The sequence below is a fragment of the Rhizobium sp. NXC14 genome (genome assembly GCF_002117485.1).
Classification (GTDB): Bacteria; Pseudomonadota; Alphaproteobacteria; order Rhizobiales; family Rhizobiaceae; genus Rhizobium.
In genome coordinates, this window is sequence record NZ_CP021030.1 from 2,890,781 (window position 1) to 2,908,086 (window position 17,306).

Sequence of the window (17,306 nt, forward strand, 5' to 3'; positions counted from 1 at the left end):
TGCGATTGACAAGCTCCGGGGATTTGAGATCCATGGCGTAGAAGCGGAGGCGCAGATTATCGCATGTCACAGAACAGAAGTGCTTCTTCCGCGCCCGTAGCGCTCTCGGACGAGCAGATGCAGGTGCGCGTGGTCTGGCTCTATTACATGGAGGGACGCACGCAGGGCGAAATCGCAGAAGCGCTTTCGACCAACAGGCTTCGCGTCAACAAGATCATCGCCGAGGCTCGCCGATCCGGCCTTGTGACGATTACCCTCAATTCCCGGCTGACCTCATGCGTCGCCCTGGAGCAGCAGCTGGCGGCGGAATTCTCTCTAAATCGCGCGATCATCGTACCGACACCGGAGGACGAAGAGCTCATTCCCGTCCTGCTCGGCCAGGCGGCGGCCGATTATCTCGTCCAGTTGCTGAACGCCGGCAATATCCGCGGCGTTGGCGTCGGGTGGGGAGCGACCCTCCGCGAAATGGTGCGGCATATGCCTTCGCTCAGACGGCCTGATATCTGCGTCAATTCGGTCATGGGCGGGCTGACGCACGGCATCGAAATCAATACCTTTGACATTGCAAGCGACCTTGCCCGCCAGCTCAATGCGGAATGCTCCTATCTTGCTGCACCGATCTATGCCGGCAGCCCGGAATCGCGGACGGCAATCATCCGGCAGGATGTTTTTGAATCGGCCTTTCGACAGATCGAGACCAATGACGTCATCGTGCTCAGCATCGGCGACATGACCGAGCGTTCGCTGCTGATGCGCTACGGCTTGCCACGCAACATCAACATCGAGGAATTGCTCGCAGCCGGTGCCTGTGGTGACGTGCTCGGCCAGTTCGTCGATAAGAAGGGGCAGCCGATCGACCATGCGATCAACAGATGCGCGATCGCGCCCGAGCTGGAAGCGCTGCGCGCCATTCCCAATGTCGTCTTCGCGTCAGGCGGCCTGAACAAGGCGCAGTCGATCGCCGCCGTGTTGCTGTCCGGCCTCGGCAACGTGCTGGTCTGCGACGAAGACACGGCCAGGCAAGCGCGAGAGCTTGCGCTCCATCTCAGGGCAGGCAGCGGGTCATAGAGCCGCCGCGCAGCCGGCGGGAATCGAAAGCGGTTTTGCCGGCGCCGCCTTGTCGATCGCGTAGAGCTTGGCGAAACCGGCATCCTCGATCAGCGTCAGACCAGCCGGCATCGCGGTGCCGACATAGCGGTCGGGAATATCGGCGTTCGCGACGAGGATGAAATCGAAACGCCCGCGCCAGTCCGACAGATAGGGTGTGAAGTTTTCATAGACCTGCATCATCGCCGGGCACGAAAGCACGCCGATCGACAGCAGATTGCCTTCGGGGACCGCGATCTCAGACCATGGTGTCAGAACCGATAGCGGCTGCTTGCCGTTCGCGGTGAAGAGCGTCGGCACGAACGCATGCGCGAAAGGCGTGGCAAGCGTCGGCAGATGCCAGAAAGTCTCCTCTCTGAAGAAAAAATACCGGCTGGAGTGCGCAAGGCCACTCACCATCCTCGGGTCATGCCCGAGGGGCAGAACGGCCGCGCCAACCGGCACCTTTTTGAGTACGGTCTCTACGGCAGCGACGTCCTTTTGTGCAAGCCACCAGTTCCAACCGATCCAGCCCGTCCGGCCGAAAACCGCGAGATTGACGATAAGCGCCAGCAATAGCGCCTGGCGGCGCGCCAGACTGGCGAAAGGACACACCATCGCCATGGCGACGAGCGCCGTCATGATCGGAAAGCGCCAACTGATCCATCCGGTTCCGAGCATATGGCGAGGCGAAACACAAGAGAGCAGCAGCAGTCCGCTGGCGGCCACGGCAAGCCCCGCATGCACGCGGATATCGCCCGCGCGTGAAGCACGGGTGCAGATGAGGATCAATGGCAGAACCATCACCACGTCTACCACCGGAATGTATGTGGTGATCGCGGAGAGCACATTCATGACAATCAGGACGACGCTGTCATTCCAGGCAAGGGCAAGGCCGTTATCACCGGCGTTGGGCAAAGCTGGCGAACGGAGATAGAGTGCGATCGGCGGCAAAACGCAGGCGCCCAGCGCCGGTGTTAACCGACTGGCGAGTCTCACCAGGCGGGACTTCGATCGCAAGATGTCGAAACGCCAGGAAAATTCGAGGCCGCAGATGATCGCCATATAGAAGCCGAGCGAGAAGATGTGCATCACCGTCAGCAGCAGCGCGGCGGCAAGCCGCCAGGCAAACAGCAGGGCGAAGTTGCGGCGCTGCAGCCGAAGATCGGCGCATGCGAAGAACAAGGCCATGCCGAGACCGATCTGGAAATTGATGAAGCCACCAATCACGGTGGCGCACCAACCAAGCGACAGCATGGCGATCTGCCAGTAGGACCGGCTGCCGAAAAGCGTCCGGTGCAGCGCGATCGCGCCAAGCGGCGGCAGCACGATCGCCAGGAAAAGCAAGGCGCGCGCCAGCCTGTCCGCGCCGACAAGGGGCCCTATCCTGATCGCCAGAAGATCGATGCCGACATTGGTGAAGGTGCGGTTCCAATCGACCGCATAGATCTCGGGAAACGGCTGCTCGCCGATGCCTCCGGATAGAAGCCAGATACGGGCATAGTGATTGGCGTAATCAAGAACTGGCGGAAAGCGGAACAACACGACCAGGATGGCGACAGACGCTACGAAAACGGCGATCGCAATGGTGGAATCCTGCCGGGCTGCCAATTCATCAGAACCGGCTGCGGCTACAGCAGGTGTGGAAATCTGGTCCATTATCCGATCCGATTACTCTTTTGCGACGATGCCAACTCTTCGAATCCGAAGGCCGCATCCAGCGCGGCGCGCTTGTCGCCGGCTCCCATCTCCGAAAAGACCGTCGGCAGCTCGGCGTGTTCGCTGCCCCGCAGGATCGTTTCGATCATGAACATCGGCCGCTTCTTGCTCTCCTGGACGAGACGGCCGAGATATTCGCCGATGATCCCGATGCAGATCAGCTGGATGGCGCTGAACGCGCTAACGGCGGCCATGATGGACGACCAGCCGGTGACCGTCTCGCCCTGCAGCCAGCGAACGAAGGTATAGACGAGCAGCGCCATCGCGATGCCGGCGCTGATCATGCCGAGCCATGTGGCGATGCGTAGCGGCGTCGTCGAAAAGCTGGTGATCGCATCCAGCGCGAAATTGATCATCTTGCGCAGCGGATATTTCGTCGAGCCGGCAAGGCGCGCGTCCCGCTCATAAGGCAGAGCCACCTGCCGGCCGCCGATCCAGCTCACCATGCCGCGGATAAAGCGATCGCGCTCCGGCATCGCCAGCAGGATATCGACGACGCGCCGGCGCATCAGCCGGAAATCACCGGTGTCGCGCGGAATGGTCACGGAAGCGAGCCTGGAAAGCGCGCGATAGAACAGCGAAGCAGTCGCGAGCTTGAACCAGGTTTCGCCTTCGCGGCGCGTGCGCTGGCCGTAGACGACGTCGGCGCCGCGCTCCATGATCGGCATCATCATCAAAAGCAGCTCGGGCGGATCCTGAAGATCGGCGTCGATCAGGAGAACGCGCTCGCCCCGCGAAGCCGAAAGGCCGGCCGTCGACGCCAGCTGGTGGCCGTGGTTGCGCAGGAGGCGAACGCCGAGCACCTGCGGAACTTTTGCCGCCAGTTCCGAAATGATCTCCCAGGTGCCGTCGGACGAGCCGTCATCGACAAGGATAATCTCGAATGCATCGCCGGCGACGCTCCGAGCAGCAGCGGCCGCACGGCGGCAGAATTCACGCAGGCCCTCTTCCTCGTTGTGACAAGGCGCGACGATGGAAAGAAACGGTGCTTGCGTCATGCGAACGGCGGTGCCTGCTTGATTGATGGCGCCAGCCTAGCCGGGAAACGTCAAGCATCCTTTAATACCGCGCTTTGGCCGGAGCCACCTGCGTCTATTCCGCTGCCACCATCTCGCGCACGCCGTCGATATCGCGGGCCGGCGAAGCGCCGTAGAGGCGGCTGTATTCGCGGCTGAATTGCGACGGGCTCTGATAGCCGACGCGGTGGCCGGCCGTGCCCGCATCGAGCCGCTCGACGAGCATCAGCCGTCGGGCCTCGTGCAGCCGCAGCTGCTTCTGATACTGCACCGGCGTCATCGCCGTCACCGACTTGAAGTGGTGATGGAAGGAAGAGACGCTCATATTGACGCGTTCGGCAAGGTTTTCGATGCGCAACGGCCGCGCGAAATTCTCCTTCAGCCATGCGACGGCGCGGGCAATCCTGTTGCTGTGACTGTCTGCCGTGGCGATGTTGATCAGCCGGGCGCCGTGCGGCCCGGTCAGCACCCTGTAGAGAATTTCCTGCTCGATCAGCGGCGCCATGGCTGGAATGTCGCCTGGACGATCGAGCAAACGCAGCAGGCGGACGGCGGCATCCATGAGTTCCGGCGGCGCGACGCTGACCACCATTCCGCGCTGCCCGTCGGTATGGGAGGCCGGGCGCGGAACATCGATGCGGCTGAGCAGCTCCAGCAGCTTTTCGGAATCAATCGCCATCCCGAGACAGAGATGCGGCACCTCGGGACTTGCCTCCGTAACCCGCCAGGCGACCGGCAGATCGAGCGAGGTCAAGAGATAATCGCCGGTGCCGTAGCTGATCATTTCCGTGCCGAGCTGCAGGCTTTTGGCCCCCTGCAGCACGAAGGCGAAGCAGGGTCGGTAGCTGCTGTGCAAGGGATCGCTGGGCTTCGACCTGCGGCTGATATGAAGATTGCCGACAGCGGTCGAGAACTCGCCGTCCCCGGGCGCGAAGCGCATGGCGAGGTCGACGATCTCCTGATAGGCGCTGAAAGGCAAGGTCATGCGGCAACTCTTTCTGTCAACTATTCGACGCCGTCGTTACTGCCGTCATTTAGAGTGTCTGGAACATTTCTCAAACAGGCAGGCACCCCACTTTTGCAGGATCGTGCAAAAAGCTGAGAGGATCACTCTAACGCCCTCGCCGCGTTCCGGGCAATAGTGCGCCATCCCGCTCAACCCCACCCCACAACCGAAAAAGGATGGTTCCCATGCCTATCGCAAGAGGCTATGCCGCGACCGATGCTTCCAAACCGCTGACCCCTTTTACCTTCGAGCGCCGCGACCCCAGACCCGACGACGTCGTCATCGACATCAAGTTCGCCGGCATCTGCCATTCTGATATTCACACCGTCCGCAACGAGTGGAAGAACGCCGTCTATCCGATCGTACCGGGCCATGAGATCGCCGGCATTGTCTCGGCCGTCGGCTCCGCCGTCACCAAGTTCAAGGTCGGCGACCGTGTCGGCGTCGGCTGCTTCGTCGATTCCTGCGTCGGCTGCGCCGAGCGCGATCTCGACCGCGAACAGTATATGCCGGGCCTCTGCGGCACCTACAACGACTTCGAAGCCGACGGCAAGACGCGCACCCAGGGCGGCTATTCCGACTCGATCGTTGTCAAGGAAGGCTACGTCATGTCCATCCCGGACAACCTTCCGCTCGACGCCTCCGCACCGCTGCTCTGCGCCGGCATCACGCTTTATTCGCCGCTGCGCCACTGGAACGCCGGTCCCGGCAAGAAGGTCGCGATCGTCGGCATGGGCGGCCTCGGGCACATGGGCGTCAAGCTGGGTTCGGCGATGGGCGCCGACATCACCGTTCTCTCCCAGACCCTTTCCAAGAAGGAAGACGGTCTGAAGCTCGGCGCCAAGGAATATTACGCCACCAACGACCCGGAAACCTTCACCAAGCTCGCCGGTACCTTCGACCTGATCATCTGCACTGTCAGCGCCGAGATCGACTGGAACGCCTATCTCGGCCTTCTCAAGGTGGACGGCTCCTTCGTGGTCGTCGGCGCGCCCGAAAACCCAATCCCGGTGCACGCCTTCTCGATCATTCCCGGCCGCAAGAGCATCTCCGGCTCGATGATCGGCTCGATCAAGGAAACCCAGGAAATGCTCGATTTCTGCGGCAAGCACAACATCGTCTCCGAAATCGAGAAGATCAACATCGACCAGGTCAACGAAGCCTATGAACGCGTCCTGAAGAGCGACGTCCGCTACCGCTTCGTCATCGACATCGCCTCGCTGGCGGCCTGAGGATAATGGAAGGCGGCTGCTCAGGCAGCCGCCCTGATGCGAAATGCCGCAGCCGCCGAAGTCGTGGAAAGCTCGACTTCGACGGCTGTTTTTATGGAAGATGGCAGTTATCGGACGGGGCGGGCATCCCCTGAAAAGGCAAGGCGAAGACCGAGGAGGATCATAACGATACCGGCGAACCGCTCCTGCCAAACGATCAGCATCGGCCGGCGCGAGAGCCAGCCGCCGAACGCGCCCGCGCCGAATGCGACGGCGCCGAGGATGACGAAGTTCGAAAGCTTGGTCACCGCCCCGAGAACAAGAAGCTGCACCGCCACCGGCCAGGAACTCTCAGGGTTCACGAATTGCGGAAGGAAGGCGAAGAGAAAGACGAGCGCCTTCGGATTGGTCAGATTGTTGATCGTGCCCTCGCGAAGCGCCGCCGCGGTCGAGACGGACTGCGCCGCAGTCCGTGCGCCGTCGCCATGCCGCCCCGCTCCGCAAAGCAGCTTGACGCCCAGCCAGACCAGATAGACGGCTCCCGCCCAGCGCAGAATGTCGAAAGCAAGCGGCGAGGCTTGAAGCAGCGAGGCTACGCCCAGGATCAGCAACAAGATCTGGATCGCCCCGGCAAGGAGCGTGATGCCGACCGCGTTCAGAAGAGCGGTGCGCCGCCCCTGCCCGACACCTCGCCCGATGACAAGCATCATGTCCGGCCCCGGCGACAGCTGAATGGCCAGAACGGCAACATAAAAGGTGAGAAACGTATTGATATCGGGCATGGAAGCCTCCGGACTCTGAGATAATAATAGGCGGGGAAGGGCCATGTTCCCCAATCGAGCGCGACCTAGACATTCCCGCGCAGGCGCAACAGATATTCGACAGGGTTGAATGGATCGGGCCCCGAGCGCCGGCGCAAGCGCGGCGGGCCAGCGGTCGGCGCATAGTCATCGAAAGCGGTTTCCATCACCCCCGTCCCGCCCGTCAACCCCGGCAACTGCTGCCGGACGCTCCGCACCATCTGAGATGCGATAGTGCCTTCCAGCCGAGCGACGCCATCGGCGATCACCGAATCCGTCGCCATGGCAGCAGATTTCGCAAGCAAGGTGAGCACACCGCTCAAGCTCTCCGCCGGCGTTTCGAGATGAAAGCGGTCGACCGGTTCGCAAAGCACCGTCTGCGCGTTCGAAAGCGCCGTTGCCAGCACCCAGGGCGTCAGCTGCCGGAAATCTGCGGCAGTGCTTGCCGGCGAGCTGTGCCGGGCCGCCGTCATCGCCACGTGGCAATCGACGACCTGCCAGCCTGACATACCCTGCTTCAGCGTTTCGAACACGGTTTCCTCGACCGCCCGGTAAAAGGCGGCGGGCATCTGGCCGACATCCACTTCGAGCGCAAAGCTGTTGCCCGCCCCCGGAGGACGCGGCTCGACCCGCAGGCCAACGGTGGCGAGAAACGGATTGGGCTCCTTGAAAAGAACCTGCAGACCGGTCCCAATTCCCACAGGCCTCTCGACCAGAATGACTGTGCTTTCCTCGAAGCTGGCCTCGATGCCGTAATCCGCCAGCAGGGTCGACTGGACAACCTCTTTCTGTACCTCACCATAGAGCGATACGAAGACCTCGTCGGTGTCTTCGTTCCGGCGCAGATTGATCAACGGGTCCTGTTCGGCCATCTGGTTCAGCGCCAGCCAGAGCGCCGCCTTGTCGGACGGGCGGCGGGCAAGCACGCGGGTTTCGAGTGTCGGCGGCGCAAAGTGAGCCTGCCCGCCGGAAAACCGATCGCCGCCCACTGCGTCGCCGATCCGCGCTCCCGCCAGGCCGCTGACTCGTGCTATCTGCCCGGCGCGGAGGCTCTCGGCGCCATGGATCCGGCCATCCTCGAACAGCTGGATCGCCGTCACCCGCCCCGGGCCTTTCGGCAGATCCAGATATTGCCGCAGCCATATCGTGCCCGAAGTCAGGGAGAGATAGCACAGCTTTTCCCCGCCCCAGCCGCGCTCGATCTTGAAAATCTTGCCGGCAACCGGACCATCCGGATCGGGGCGCCGCTCGGGCAGGATCGTCCCAATGGCCGATGCCAGGGCTGAGATGCCGGCGCCGGTCATCGCAGCGCCTGCGAAGACGGGATGTATCAGGCCCCGCGCCACCTGATCTGCCAGGGACGTCCCGAGCCTTTCCTCCGTCAGCCGATCGGGAGCGAGCACATAGTCATCGAGCAATGCCTCGTCGTTTTCCCCGAGCGCCTCGCAAAGCGCGGAAAAAAGCGGCTCACGACCTATTGCCAACGCCTCGACCCAGGCGAGCTTGGTGCCGGCATTAACGGCCGAAGACATGGCGACCGGCCGGACCGAGAGCTGCGCGGCAAGCGCCTCCAGCACCTCTTGATGGCGGGCGCCAAGGCGATCTACCTTGTTGACGAAGAAGATGAAGGGAACGCCGAGCCGCCGCAGCGCCCGCACGAGCACGCGCGTCTGCGCCTGCACGCCTTCGACCGCCGAGACGACGACGACCGCGGCATCCAGCAATCCCAGCACGCGCTCGACTTCGGCGATGAAATCGGGATGGCCTGGCGTATCGATCAGATTGACGGTCCTGTCGCCGATCTTAAACGACACCACCGCGGCCCTGATCGTGATGCCGCGTTGCCGCTCGAGTTCGAGATTGTCCGTCTGCGTATCGCCGCTATCGACGCTACCGAGCTTGTCGATGACGCCGGCGTGGAAAAGCAGTCTTTCGGTAAGGCTAGTCTTGCCTGCATCCACATGGGCGAGGATGCCCAGATTCAAAGTGCGCATGAACCACCAATTTCTCAGAAATCCGAATGTGATTTTCGTGAGAAGTGGCTTGGCGCATTGGAACCTCTGTCCGTTGTTACGGCTGGATGCGACACCCAGGTGGTGGAAAGACGCGGGCGGGATGCTAAGGCTGGGTGCAGAGATATGTCAAGCTTGGGTGTATTGCATTTACGCTGCGGGCGCGCCGTCCTTCAGCTGACGAAAAGAAGAAAACCTACGCCTCCTCTCGCATCGTCTCCCGCTGCGTGATCAGCCGGGCGCTGTGCTGACCGCTGAGATAGATCCACAGCCAGCTCCAGGCGACAGCGAAGCGCGAGCGGGTGCCGATCAGGAAGTAGATATGGGCGAGGCCCCAAATCCACCAAGCAATCCAGCCTTTCAGCTTGATCCGGCCGAAATCGATGATCGCCGCACTCTGGCCGATCGTCGCGAGACTCCCCTGGTGCCGGTAACGGAAGGGCGCCGGCGCCGGCTTGCCCGAAAGACGCGCGCGGATGACCTTGGCGACATAAGCGCCCTGCTGCTTTGCTGCGGGTGCGATACCCGGCACCGGCTTTCCGTCCTCGCGCATCACCGAGGCGGTGTCGCCGATGACGAAGACATCGGGCAGGCCGGGCGCGCTCAGATCCTCTTCGACGACCACACGCCCTGCCCGGTCGGCCGGCACGCCGAGCCAGCGAGCTGCCGGCGAAGCTGTGACGCCGGCGGCCCAGACGATCGTCCGGCTCGGGATGAAGGTCTCGCCGATCTGCACGCCGTCGGCGCCGCAGTCCGTCACCGGCTTGCCGAGGAGGATCTCGACCCCCAGTTTCTCCAGCGCCTTCTGGGCATAGGCCGAAAGCTCCTGGGCGAAGGTCGGCAGCACCCGCGGGCCGGCCTCGACCAGCACGACACGGGTCTTGCGCGTATCGATGTTGCGGAATTCGTTTGGCAGCGTGAAATGCGCGAGTTCGGCTATGATGCCGGCAAGCTCGACGCCGGTCGGCCCAGCGCCGACAATGGCGAAGGTGAGCAGCGCGTCGCGCACGAGCGGATCGGCCTCCAACTCCGCCTTCTCGAACGCAAGAAGCACCCGCCGGCGGATCGTCGTCGCGTCCTCCAGGGTCTTCAGACCGGGCGCTACCGGCTCCCATTCGTCATGACCGAAATAGGCATGTGTCGCGCCGGTCGCCAGCACCAGCGTGTCGTATCCGAGAGTCATGCCGTTGCGTAACGAAACCGTCTTCGCGCCGCTGTCGACATCGGCGACTTCGCCGAGCAGCACGGTCACGTCGGGCCGGTCGGCATAGAGGCGGCGGATCGGCCAGGCGATTTCCGAGGTGGAGAGAATGGTCGTCGCCACCTGATAGAGCAGCGGCTGGAAGAGATGATGGTTGCGCCGGTCGACGAGCGTGATCCTCACCCCTGCGCCCTTCAACCCGTTGACGAGCTGCAGTCCGCCGAAACCGCCGCCGACAACAACCACATGATGATCGCCCATGACCTGCCCTTCTGCGTCATTTCGCTTAGAGCCAATGTGGCCTTCGCCGCGAAGGTTGCAACCGCCGTTTCGGCATGTCTCCCCTGCGCCGATCGCAGTCGAAGAAGGCCGCCCAACGGATCGGAAGAAGTTGGGCGGCCTGAAAACAGCTCATAATGCAGACGGCGTCAGTGCCAATCAATAGGGACCGACGCACTGACGACGGGGGCCATAATAGGGCTGGTAGGTATTGTCATACGCCCGGTACGAACGATACCGGGAGTAGCACCAGCTCACGTGACTGCTGCCCCCTCCATATGCATAGGCCCGATAGGGCCGGCCATAATAGCCGCCATAGCGGTACGGCGAGCCATAATAGCGGTAAGGCGAGCCGTAATAGCCGTAGGGCGAGCCGTAATAGCCGTAGGGTGAACCGTAGTACGAGCCGTAATAGGGCTGCGCCAAGGCGCCGCCGATGATGGTGCCGACGGCCAGACCGCCTAAGGCCCAGCCCCAATCCGATCCATGGTGATGATGGCCGTGATAGCCGCCTCCGTAATAGCCGCCACCCCAGTGGCCGCCGTGGCCGCGCCATCGCACATGCTCGATTTGCTGCTGCGCTTCGATCCTGGGTGGATTGATAGCCGGAAACGCCTGTGCCGGCGTGATGCCGGGGGCACCCATGATCAAGCATAACGTAACGACAGTCAGCTTTCTCATGATTGTTCTCCTCCTCCTTCAAGAGGAGGAAATATCCTCCCCTCCTCCTGAACCAAAGGTGAACATAATACATCGAAAAATGTTCCGTATCGAGAAAAATCAATTCCTATCGATGGAAGTCAGGGTAACGGCTCCTCGGGCGACCCAACTCTGCTTTTCAGCATACCGCTGTTCACCGAGCGTAACCCACGGGTATCGCCATCCCATGCTTCAACTTTTCCATCGAAATCGAAGCCGACACATCGAAAAGTTCCAGCTTACGGACGATCTGCTTATAGATGACATCGTAATGCTCGACGCGCGGCAGCACGATCTTGAGGATGTAATCGTGATTGCCGGTCAACCGGTGCGCCTCGACGATCTCGGGAATATCTCTGATGATTCTGCGAAAACTCTCCGTCCATTCGTCCGAATGATGGGCCGTCTTGACCAGCGCGAAGACCGTGGTCGGCACGCCCATCCTTTCGCGGTCGAGCACGACGATGCGCCTGGCGATATAGCCGGTCTCCTCCAGCCGCTGAATGCGCCGCGAACAAGCTGAGACGGAAAGCGCCACGCGCTCCGCGAGGTCGGTGACGGATATGCCTGAATCCGTCTGCAGCATGTCGAGAATACGTCTGTCGCGATCGTCCAGCATGTGTGTGAAGTCAACCTTGCGCCTTCATTTTGCGCGATTTTTCAAAATCGCGCAATTTTATAGCACACATTAAGCGTGAAGGACAAATAACGCAAACACGCCGCGCCGAGATTGCGGCATGATTTTGGAAGTTGAAGCATGGGAGCGTAAAGTGATGGAAACGATCGGCCTGATCGGCGGCATGAGTTTCGAAAGTTCGGCGGTCTATTATCGTCTCGTCAACGAGATGGTGCGCGCCCGCAAAGGCGGCCTCGCTTCGGCGGAGCTCATCCTGCATTCGGTCAATTTCGAGGAAATCGTCGCGCTTCAGAAGGCCGGCGACTGGGACATGGCCGCCCGCCGCCTCGCCGATGTGGCTCTGCGCCTGCAGGTAGGCGGCGCCGGCTGCGTCCTCATCTGCACCAACACCATGCATTTGATCGCTGACGAGGTTGCGAAGAAGATCTCCGTGCCGCTGATCCATATTATCGACGAGACGGCGAAATCGCTGCATGCCGCCGGCCGCAAACGCCCGCTGCTGCTCGCCACCCGCTACACGATGGAGCACGGTTTTTACGCCGACCGCATGAAGAGCCTCGGTCTCGACATTATGGTGCCGGATGCTGCCGACCGCACCACCGTGCACGACATCATCTTCAACGAGCTCTGCGCCGGCAGGGTGCGCAATAGTTCACGCGAAAAGCTGATCGCGATCATCGACCGCGCCATGGAAAGAGGTGCCGACAGCATCATCCTCGGCTGCACCGAGATCTGCCTGATCCTCGATCCTGACCGCCTGCCGCTGCCGGGCTTCGACACGACGACGATCCATGCGCGCGCGGCAGTCGAGTTCGCTTTTGGGGCTGAGAAAAAAACGGAAGAAGAAGCCGCCTGAATCGCAGCGATAATTTAGTTGACTCAGTCCATTAAATGCGTGACAAAAGTCTTCATACGGAGACTTTTGTCAGTTGTTGACGCGCCTCATCTCACCCGGTGTCATCCTCGGCCTTGTGCCGAGGATCTGCTGCCTATCGACTGACGGCAGATGCTCGGGGGGTGCCGGAGCATGACGAAAGAGAAGTCGCGGGTTTTGTCGGCAACCTCGGTGTCTCCACTTGGAGACCTTTCGCCATGTCCGATATCCCGCTCATCGAAACCGCGCGCGATTTCAATCGCTTCTACACGAACTTCCTCGGCCTCTTGAACAAGGCCTATCTCGACTCGCCGTTTACGCTGACCGATGCCCGCATCCTGTTTGAGATCGGCTCGCATGACGGCGTCAGCGCGGCCGGCCTCGTGCGCGACCTGCATCTCGACCCGGCCTATCTCAGCCGCATCCTCAAGCGTTTCCGCGCCGAGGGACTGATCGAGACCAGCCCCGACCCGGCCGATCTACGCAGCCAGGTCATCACTGTCACCGATCAGGGACGAGAGCAGTTCGAGGAACTCGGCCGGCGCGCCAATGCACAGATTGCAGCCCGTTTCGACACGCTGGCCGACGGCGAACCGGAGGCTGTCGTCTCGGCTATGGGCACCATCCGCGCTCTGCTCGATCCGGCCGTCAAACCGGCGCCGGCCATCCTCCGCCCCCATCGCGCCGGCGATATCGGCTGGATCGTCCAGAGCCAGGGCCGCTTCTACGCCGAGGAATATGGCTGGGACCTGCGCTTCGAGGCGCTGGTCGCCGAGGTCGCCGGAAAATTCCTCGCCAATTTCGATCCGGCGCTCGAATATTGCTGGATTGCCGCGCGCGGAGGCATCAATCTCGGCTCGGTCCTCGTCACCAATGGCGGCGACGGCGTCGCCAAGCTACGCCTGCTCTATGTCGACAAATCGGCCCGCGGTCTCGGGCTCGGCAAGCTGCTGGTCGACGAATGCATCCGCTTTTGCAGGCAGAAGGGCTACCGCGAGCTTTCCCTCTGGACCAACGACATGCTGGAAGCCGCCCGCGCCATCTACGTCAAAGCAGGCTTCCGACTTGTCTCCGAGGAGAGACATCGCATGTTCGGCCCCGAGGCGAACGGCCAGAACTGGGTTCTTACCCTCTGATGTCGCCCCCGATTGTTGCGTCGCAAAAATTTCGCTTGATTTGGAAACGGACATTTCCTAATTAGGGATCATGACCGTTGACAACCTCACCTCAGATGGAAAAGCTCGCAGTCGTGGCCGTCCGCGCGAGTTCGATATGGACGCCGCTCTGGATGCGGCCCTGCGGGTCTTTTCCGAACGCGGCTACCACGCCACCTCGATCAGCGATCTGACCGAGGCGATGGATCTCGCTTCGGGCAGCATCTACAAGGCGTTCAAGGATAAGCGCGGCGTCTTTCTTGCCGCCTTTGCGCGCTACCGCCAGCTCGGCCGCCGGCGTCTGGAAGCGATGATCGCGTCCGTGCAGACGGGCCGCGAAAAAGTCTTCCAGATGGTGATGTATTATACCGAGCTCTCCTATGGCGATGTCGGCCGCAAAGGCTGCCTGGTCGTCGGCGGTGCCAACGATTTCTCCCTGCTCGACGAGGAAGCCGCCGCCAACGTCGCGACCGCCTTTGCCGCCGACGAGAAGCTGATGGCCGATCTCATCCGCCTCGGCCAGGCCGACGGCACCATTCCGCAGACCGTGGACCCCGATGCCGCCGCCCTCGCCTTTCTTTGCTTCACCAAGGGCTTGCGCGTCATCGGCAAAACAGGACGAGGCAGGCAGGAGATGCTCGCCGCGGCCGAAGCGTCGATGAAGCTCGTGACCTGAGGTCGGGCGCGAGACGATCGAAAATAACGGCATCCGATCAAGGATCGGGTGGCCGCAGCCAGCATTTTTGCATTCAATCCTCGCAAATCCTTGGATACCGGAGTTTCCGATGAGCATTTCAGCCACGACGCCTGAGAAGGCCATTCCACGAACGCTGTCCCCCTGGCTCACCTTCCTTTTCGCCGCCGCCTGCGGGCTGGTGGCCGCCAATCTTTATTACGGCCAGCCGCTTGCCGGCCCGATCAGCGCCGATCTCGGTTTCACGCCCGCCGCCACCGGCCTGATCGTCACGCTGACGCAGATCGGCTACGGACTCGGCCTGCTGCTGATCGTGCCGCTTGGCGATCTCACGGAAAACCGCCGCCTGGTGCTGCTGCTGATCGCCGTCTCTGCCGCGGCACTGATTGGCGCCGCACTGTCGACGACGCCTGCGATGTTCCTCACCGCTTCGCTCTCCATTGGCCTCGCCTCGGTCGCCGTCCAGGTACTCGTACCCTTTGCCGCAAACATGGCGCCGGATGCCACACGCGGCCAGGTCGTCGGCAATGTCATGAGCGGCCTGCTCGCCGGCATCATGCTGGCGCGGCCCTTCGCAAGTTTCGTCGCCCAAGCTTCCTCCTGGCACGTCGTCTATTACCTCACCGCCGGGCTGATGATCGCGCTCGCCATCGTCCTGCGCGCCAACCTGCCAGTGCGACTGCCGAAGACGAAGCTGCGTTATGGCGAACTGCTCGCCTCCATGGCCCATCTGGCGATGACCTCGCGCGTGCTGCAGCGCCGCGCCCTCTATCAGGCCGGCATGTTCGGCGCCTTCAGCTTGTTTTGGACGACGACGCCTCTGCTGCTCGCAAGCCCGGCCTTCGGCCTGACGCAGAACGGCATTGCCCTCTTCGCGCTGGCAGGTGCGGCCGGCGCCGTCGCCTCGCCGATCGCCGGCCGGCTTGCCGACCGCGGCATGACCAGGATCGCCACGACGATCGCCATGCTGCTCGGCATGGTTTCCTTCGTGATCAGTCATTTCGCAGACGACGGCTCGCTCACCGCCCTGATCCTTCTGACGGTGGCGGCGATCATGCTCGATTTCGGAGTAACGACCAATCTCGTCTGCGGCCAGCGCGCCATCTACGGACTGAACCCGGAACATCGCAGCCGGCTGAACGGCCTCTTCATGGCCACCTTCTTTGCCGGCGGCGCGCTCGGCTCGGCGCTCGGCGGCTGGGCCTATGCGACCGGCGGTTGGACGATGACGGCCTGGATCGGTTTCGCCTTCCCGGCACTGGCCTTCCTGCTGTTCCTGACGGAAGGCCGCCGCGGCAAAGCTTAGCTCTCTGCGGAATCGAAACGCGAACGGGCGGCGCGAACGGCATCGTGATTCGCTTCCGCCCAGTTCAGAAGCTGCGACAGCGGCTGATAGAGCGAGCGGCCGAGATCGGTCATAGAATATTCGACGCTCGGCGGCTTGGTCGGGAAGACCTCGCGGGCGATGTAACCATCCCTCTGCAGATCGCGCAGCGTCTGCGTCAGCATACGCTGCGAGATGTCGGGCAGCATCCGCCTGAGTTCGCCGAACCGACGGGGCTCGGCCGCCAGCACCTCGAGCAGCAGCGTCGACCATTTGCCGCCGATCTGCTGCATCATGTCCCGAACCGGGCAATTGGAAAAATCGAGGTCGGCAAGGTCGATCTCGCGCCGCGCCCCCGCCATTTTGTTCTTCAGACTGAGGACCGCGCCGCTCATCTGCTGGTTCCCTTTTGGTAACGTAGAGCCGAAAAACTGCCTCCTTTACACCGCGAAGTCAATTCCTATTCTAGAGTTAGTCTCTTTTTGAGACCACCCCGCCCAACGCAAAAGGAAACGACCCCATGAGCGAAACCATCCTGGTCACCGGCGCCGCCGGACAGCTCGGCCAGCGTGTCATCCACCACCTCATCGAAACCTACAGGGTTGCCCCCGGCAACATCGTCGCGGCAACGCGCAGCCCCGAGAAGCTCGCAGAGCTCGCAAACAAGGGCGTCGTCACCCGCAAGGCCGATTTCGATGACGCGGCAGGGTTGGAAAAGGCTTTCGCCGGCGTCGACCGGCTGCTGATCATCAGCACCGACGCGCTCGACACCCCAGGCAAGCGTCTGGCCCAGCACAAGGCCGCCGTCGCTGCCGCCGCCAAGGCAGGAGTCAAGCACATCGCCTACACCTCGATGCCGGCGCCCGACGATTCGCTCGTCACTTTCGCACCCGACCATCTCGGCACCGAAAATGCTATCAAGGCGAGCGGCCTCGCCTACACGATCATCCGCGACGCCTGGTATCACGACAACTATCTGCATGGCATGCCCCACAATCTACAGGGCGGCAAATGGTTCAGCGCCACGGGCGATGGCAAAATCTCGACGATATCGCGCGACGACTGCGCCCTGGCGATCGCCGCAGCCCTTGCCTCCGGCACCGCCGAAAGCGCCACCTACACGCTGACCGGCACTGAACTTCTGACCAATCGGCAGGTCGCCGCCACCGTCTCCGAAGCCGCCGGCAAGCCGCTCGATGTGGTCGACGTCACGGACGAACAGCTCGGCCAGGGCATCCGCGGCGCCGGCCTCCCCGGCTTCATCGCCGACATGCTGGTCTCTGCCGACGCCAACATCCGCGCCGGCAAATTCGAGATCGTGACCGGAGACTTCACCAAACTAACGGGTAGACAGCCGCTGCCGCTGAAGGATTTCTTCGTGGCGCATAAGGCTGCACTGACGGCGGCTGGCAGCGCCGAGGGGCATTGAGCCGATATGCATCCCTGCGCAACGTCTCGGGGATGCAGCGCGAGCGAGAAAGCTCCACGTCGAATAAATTACGCACGGCGTGGACGCGCCGTGCGTAAATGCCTGTAACATCGCGCGGTAAAGCCCTGAGGACACGAATGACGGAGGAGGAGGGAGTGCCGTGTG

At 62.2% G+C, this 17,306-nt stretch carries 16 protein-coding genes; 7 read left to right on the plus strand and 9 right to left on the minus strand.

Going from position 1 to position 17,306, the window contains the following annotated elements; genetic code table 11:
* Positions 1 to 63: 63 nt before the first annotated feature.
* A complete protein-coding gene (locus NXC14_RS14315) occupies positions 64 to 1,068 on the plus strand; it encodes a sugar-binding transcriptional regulator (protein WP_085778699.1) in 1,005 nt (334 codons plus the stop codon).
* Here the strand turns inward: NXC14_RS14315 and NXC14_RS14320 are convergent.
* The 3 genes from NXC14_RS14320 to NXC14_RS14330 form a co-directional block, all read right to left on the minus strand.
* Complete coding sequence (locus tag NXC14_RS14320; protein ID WP_085778700.1) at positions 1,063 to 2,745, minus strand: hypothetical protein; 1,683 nt, start codon at positions 2,743 to 2,745, stop codon at positions 1,063 to 1,065. The genes NXC14_RS14315 and NXC14_RS14320 overlap by 6 nt on opposite strands.
* Positions 2,745 to 3,803 carry a glycosyltransferase family 2 protein gene (locus NXC14_RS14325; RefSeq protein ID WP_085778701.1) on the minus strand — a complete coding sequence of 353 codons (1,059 nt, stop codon included), beginning with the start codon at positions 3,801 to 3,803 and terminating at the stop codon, positions 2,745 to 2,747. The genes NXC14_RS14320 and NXC14_RS14325 overlap by 1 nt, the downstream gene beginning before the upstream one ends.
* Before the next feature lie 94 nt (positions 3,804 to 3,897).
* Complete coding sequence (locus tag NXC14_RS14330; protein WP_085778702.1) at positions 3,898 to 4,806, minus strand: AraC family transcriptional regulator; 909 nt, start codon at positions 4,804 to 4,806, stop codon at positions 3,898 to 3,900.
* A gap of 206 nt (positions 4,807 to 5,012) precedes the next feature.
* Between NXC14_RS14330 and NXC14_RS14335 the strand changes: the two genes are divergently transcribed.
* Entirely contained in the window at positions 5,013 to 6,059 is a 1,047-nt protein-coding gene (locus NXC14_RS14335) for an NAD(P)-dependent alcohol dehydrogenase (RefSeq protein ID WP_085780122.1), read from the plus strand.
* 107 nt (positions 6,060 to 6,166) lie between these two features.
* On the opposite strand, the gene NXC14_RS14340 is transcribed toward NXC14_RS14335, so the two are convergent.
* The 5 genes from NXC14_RS14340 to NXC14_RS14360 form a co-directional block, all read right to left on the minus strand.
* Complete coding sequence (locus tag NXC14_RS14340; RefSeq protein WP_085778703.1) at positions 6,167 to 6,820, minus strand: LysE family translocator; 654 nt, start codon at positions 6,818 to 6,820, stop codon at positions 6,167 to 6,169.
* A gap of 65 nt (positions 6,821 to 6,885) precedes the next feature.
* Entirely contained in the window at positions 6,886 to 8,832 is a 1,947-nt protein-coding gene (locus NXC14_RS14345) for a TetM/TetW/TetO/TetS family tetracycline resistance ribosomal protection protein (RefSeq protein WP_085778704.1), read from the minus strand.
* Positions 8,833 to 9,046: 214 nt separating this feature from the next.
* Positions 9,047 to 10,312, minus strand: coding sequence for an NAD(P)/FAD-dependent oxidoreductase (locus NXC14_RS14350; protein ID WP_085778705.1), 1,266 nt, complete (start codon positions 10,310 to 10,312; stop codon positions 9,047 to 9,049).
* Between the two features lie 177 nt (positions 10,313 to 10,489).
* Positions 10,490 to 11,011, minus strand: a complete 522-nt coding sequence (locus NXC14_RS14355; RefSeq protein WP_085778706.1) for a BA14K family protein — start codon at positions 11,009 to 11,011, stop codon at positions 10,490 to 10,492.
* A 172-nt stretch (positions 11,012 to 11,183) separates the two neighbouring features.
* Positions 11,184 to 11,648, minus strand: a complete 465-nt coding sequence (locus tag NXC14_RS14360; RefSeq protein ID WP_085778707.1) for an Lrp/AsnC family transcriptional regulator — start codon at positions 11,646 to 11,648, stop codon at positions 11,184 to 11,186.
* Positions 11,649 to 11,802: 154 nt separating this feature from the next.
* On the opposite strand from NXC14_RS14360, the gene NXC14_RS14365 reads away from it, so the two are divergent.
* The 4 genes from NXC14_RS14365 (at position 11,803) to NXC14_RS14380 (ending at position 15,694) form a co-directional block, all read left to right on the plus strand.
* Entirely contained in the window at positions 11,803 to 12,522 is a 720-nt protein-coding gene (locus tag NXC14_RS14365) for an aspartate/glutamate racemase family protein (protein ID WP_085778708.1), read from the plus strand.
* Between the two features lie 236 nt (positions 12,523 to 12,758).
* Positions 12,759 to 13,676 (plus strand): helix-turn-helix domain-containing GNAT family N-acetyltransferase, encoded by a 918-nt coding sequence (locus NXC14_RS14370; protein ID WP_085778709.1) that lies wholly within the window; start codon positions 12,759 to 12,761, stop codon positions 13,674 to 13,676.
* A gap of 70 nt (positions 13,677 to 13,746) precedes the next feature.
* Positions 13,747 to 14,370 (plus strand): TetR/AcrR family transcriptional regulator, encoded by a 624-nt coding sequence (locus NXC14_RS14375; RefSeq protein ID WP_085778710.1) that lies wholly within the window; start codon positions 13,747 to 13,749, stop codon positions 14,368 to 14,370.
* Positions 14,371 to 14,479: 109 nt separating this feature from the next.
* Positions 14,480 to 15,694 (plus strand): MFS transporter, encoded by a 1,215-nt coding sequence (locus tag NXC14_RS14380; protein WP_085778711.1) that lies wholly within the window; start codon positions 14,480 to 14,482, stop codon positions 15,692 to 15,694.
* Here the strand turns inward: NXC14_RS14380 and NXC14_RS14385 are convergent.
* On the minus strand, positions 15,691 to 16,107 hold the full coding sequence (locus NXC14_RS14385; RefSeq protein WP_085778712.1) for a helix-turn-helix domain-containing protein: 417 nt from the start codon (positions 16,105 to 16,107) through the stop codon (positions 15,691 to 15,693). The two genes, NXC14_RS14380 and NXC14_RS14385, sit on opposite strands and share 4 nt — an antisense overlap.
* Positions 16,108 to 16,232: 125 nt before the next feature.
* Here NXC14_RS14385 and NXC14_RS14390 point away from each other — a divergent pair, with 125 nt between their 5' ends.
* Entirely contained in the window at positions 16,233 to 17,141 is a 909-nt protein-coding gene (locus tag NXC14_RS14390; protein ID WP_085778713.1) for an SDR family oxidoreductase, read from the plus strand.
* The last annotated feature ends 165 nt before the right edge of the window (positions 17,142 to 17,306 follow it).

What these genes read in the sequence shown, in the direction of transcription:
- NXC14_RS14315 (WP_085778699.1), top strand. Translation starts at nt 64, where the DNA reads ATGTCACAGAACAGAAGTGCTTCTTCCGCGCCCGTAGCGCTCTCGGAC.
- NXC14_RS14320 (WP_085778700.1), bottom strand. Translation starts at nt 2,745, where the DNA reads ATGGACCAGATTTCCACACCTGCTGTAGCCGCAGCCGGTTCTGATGAA.
- NXC14_RS14325 (WP_085778701.1), bottom strand. Translation starts at nt 3,803, where the DNA reads ATGACGCAAGCACCGTTTCTTTCCATCGTCGCGCCTTGTCACAACGAG.
- NXC14_RS14330 (WP_085778702.1), bottom strand. Translation starts at nt 4,806, where the DNA reads ATGACCTTGCCTTTCAGCGCCTATCAGGAGATCGTCGACCTCGCCATG.
- NXC14_RS14335 (WP_085780122.1), top strand. Translation starts at nt 5,013, where the DNA reads ATGCCTATCGCAAGAGGCTATGCCGCGACCGATGCTTCCAAACCGCTG.
- NXC14_RS14340 (WP_085778703.1), bottom strand. Translation starts at nt 6,820, where the DNA reads ATGCCCGATATCAATACGTTTCTCACCTTTTATGTTGCCGTTCTGGCC.
- NXC14_RS14345 (WP_085778704.1), bottom strand. Translation starts at nt 8,832, where the DNA reads ATGCGCACTTTGAATCTGGGCATCCTCGCCCATGTGGATGCAGGCAAG.
- NXC14_RS14350 (WP_085778705.1), bottom strand. Translation starts at nt 10,312, where the DNA reads ATGGGCGATCATCATGTGGTTGTTGTCGGCGGCGGTTTCGGCGGACTG.
- NXC14_RS14355 (WP_085778706.1), bottom strand. Translation starts at nt 11,011, where the DNA reads ATGAGAAAGCTGACTGTCGTTACGTTATGCTTGATCATGGGTGCCCCC.
- NXC14_RS14360 (WP_085778707.1), bottom strand. Translation starts at nt 11,648, where the DNA reads ATGCTGGACGATCGCGACAGACGTATTCTCGACATGCTGCAGACGGAT.
- NXC14_RS14365 (WP_085778708.1), top strand. Translation starts at nt 11,803, where the DNA reads ATGGAAACGATCGGCCTGATCGGCGGCATGAGTTTCGAAAGTTCGGCG.
- NXC14_RS14370 (WP_085778709.1), top strand. Translation starts at nt 12,759, where the DNA reads ATGTCCGATATCCCGCTCATCGAAACCGCGCGCGATTTCAATCGCTTC.
- NXC14_RS14375 (WP_085778710.1), top strand. Translation starts at nt 13,747, where the DNA reads ATGACCGTTGACAACCTCACCTCAGATGGAAAAGCTCGCAGTCGTGGC.
- NXC14_RS14380 (WP_085778711.1), top strand. Translation starts at nt 14,480, where the DNA reads ATGAGCATTTCAGCCACGACGCCTGAGAAGGCCATTCCACGAACGCTG.
- NXC14_RS14385 (WP_085778712.1), bottom strand. Translation starts at nt 16,107, where the DNA reads ATGAGCGGCGCGGTCCTCAGTCTGAAGAACAAAATGGCGGGGGCGCGG.
- NXC14_RS14390 (WP_085778713.1), top strand. Translation starts at nt 16,233, where the DNA reads ATGAGCGAAACCATCCTGGTCACCGGCGCCGCCGGACAGCTCGGCCAG.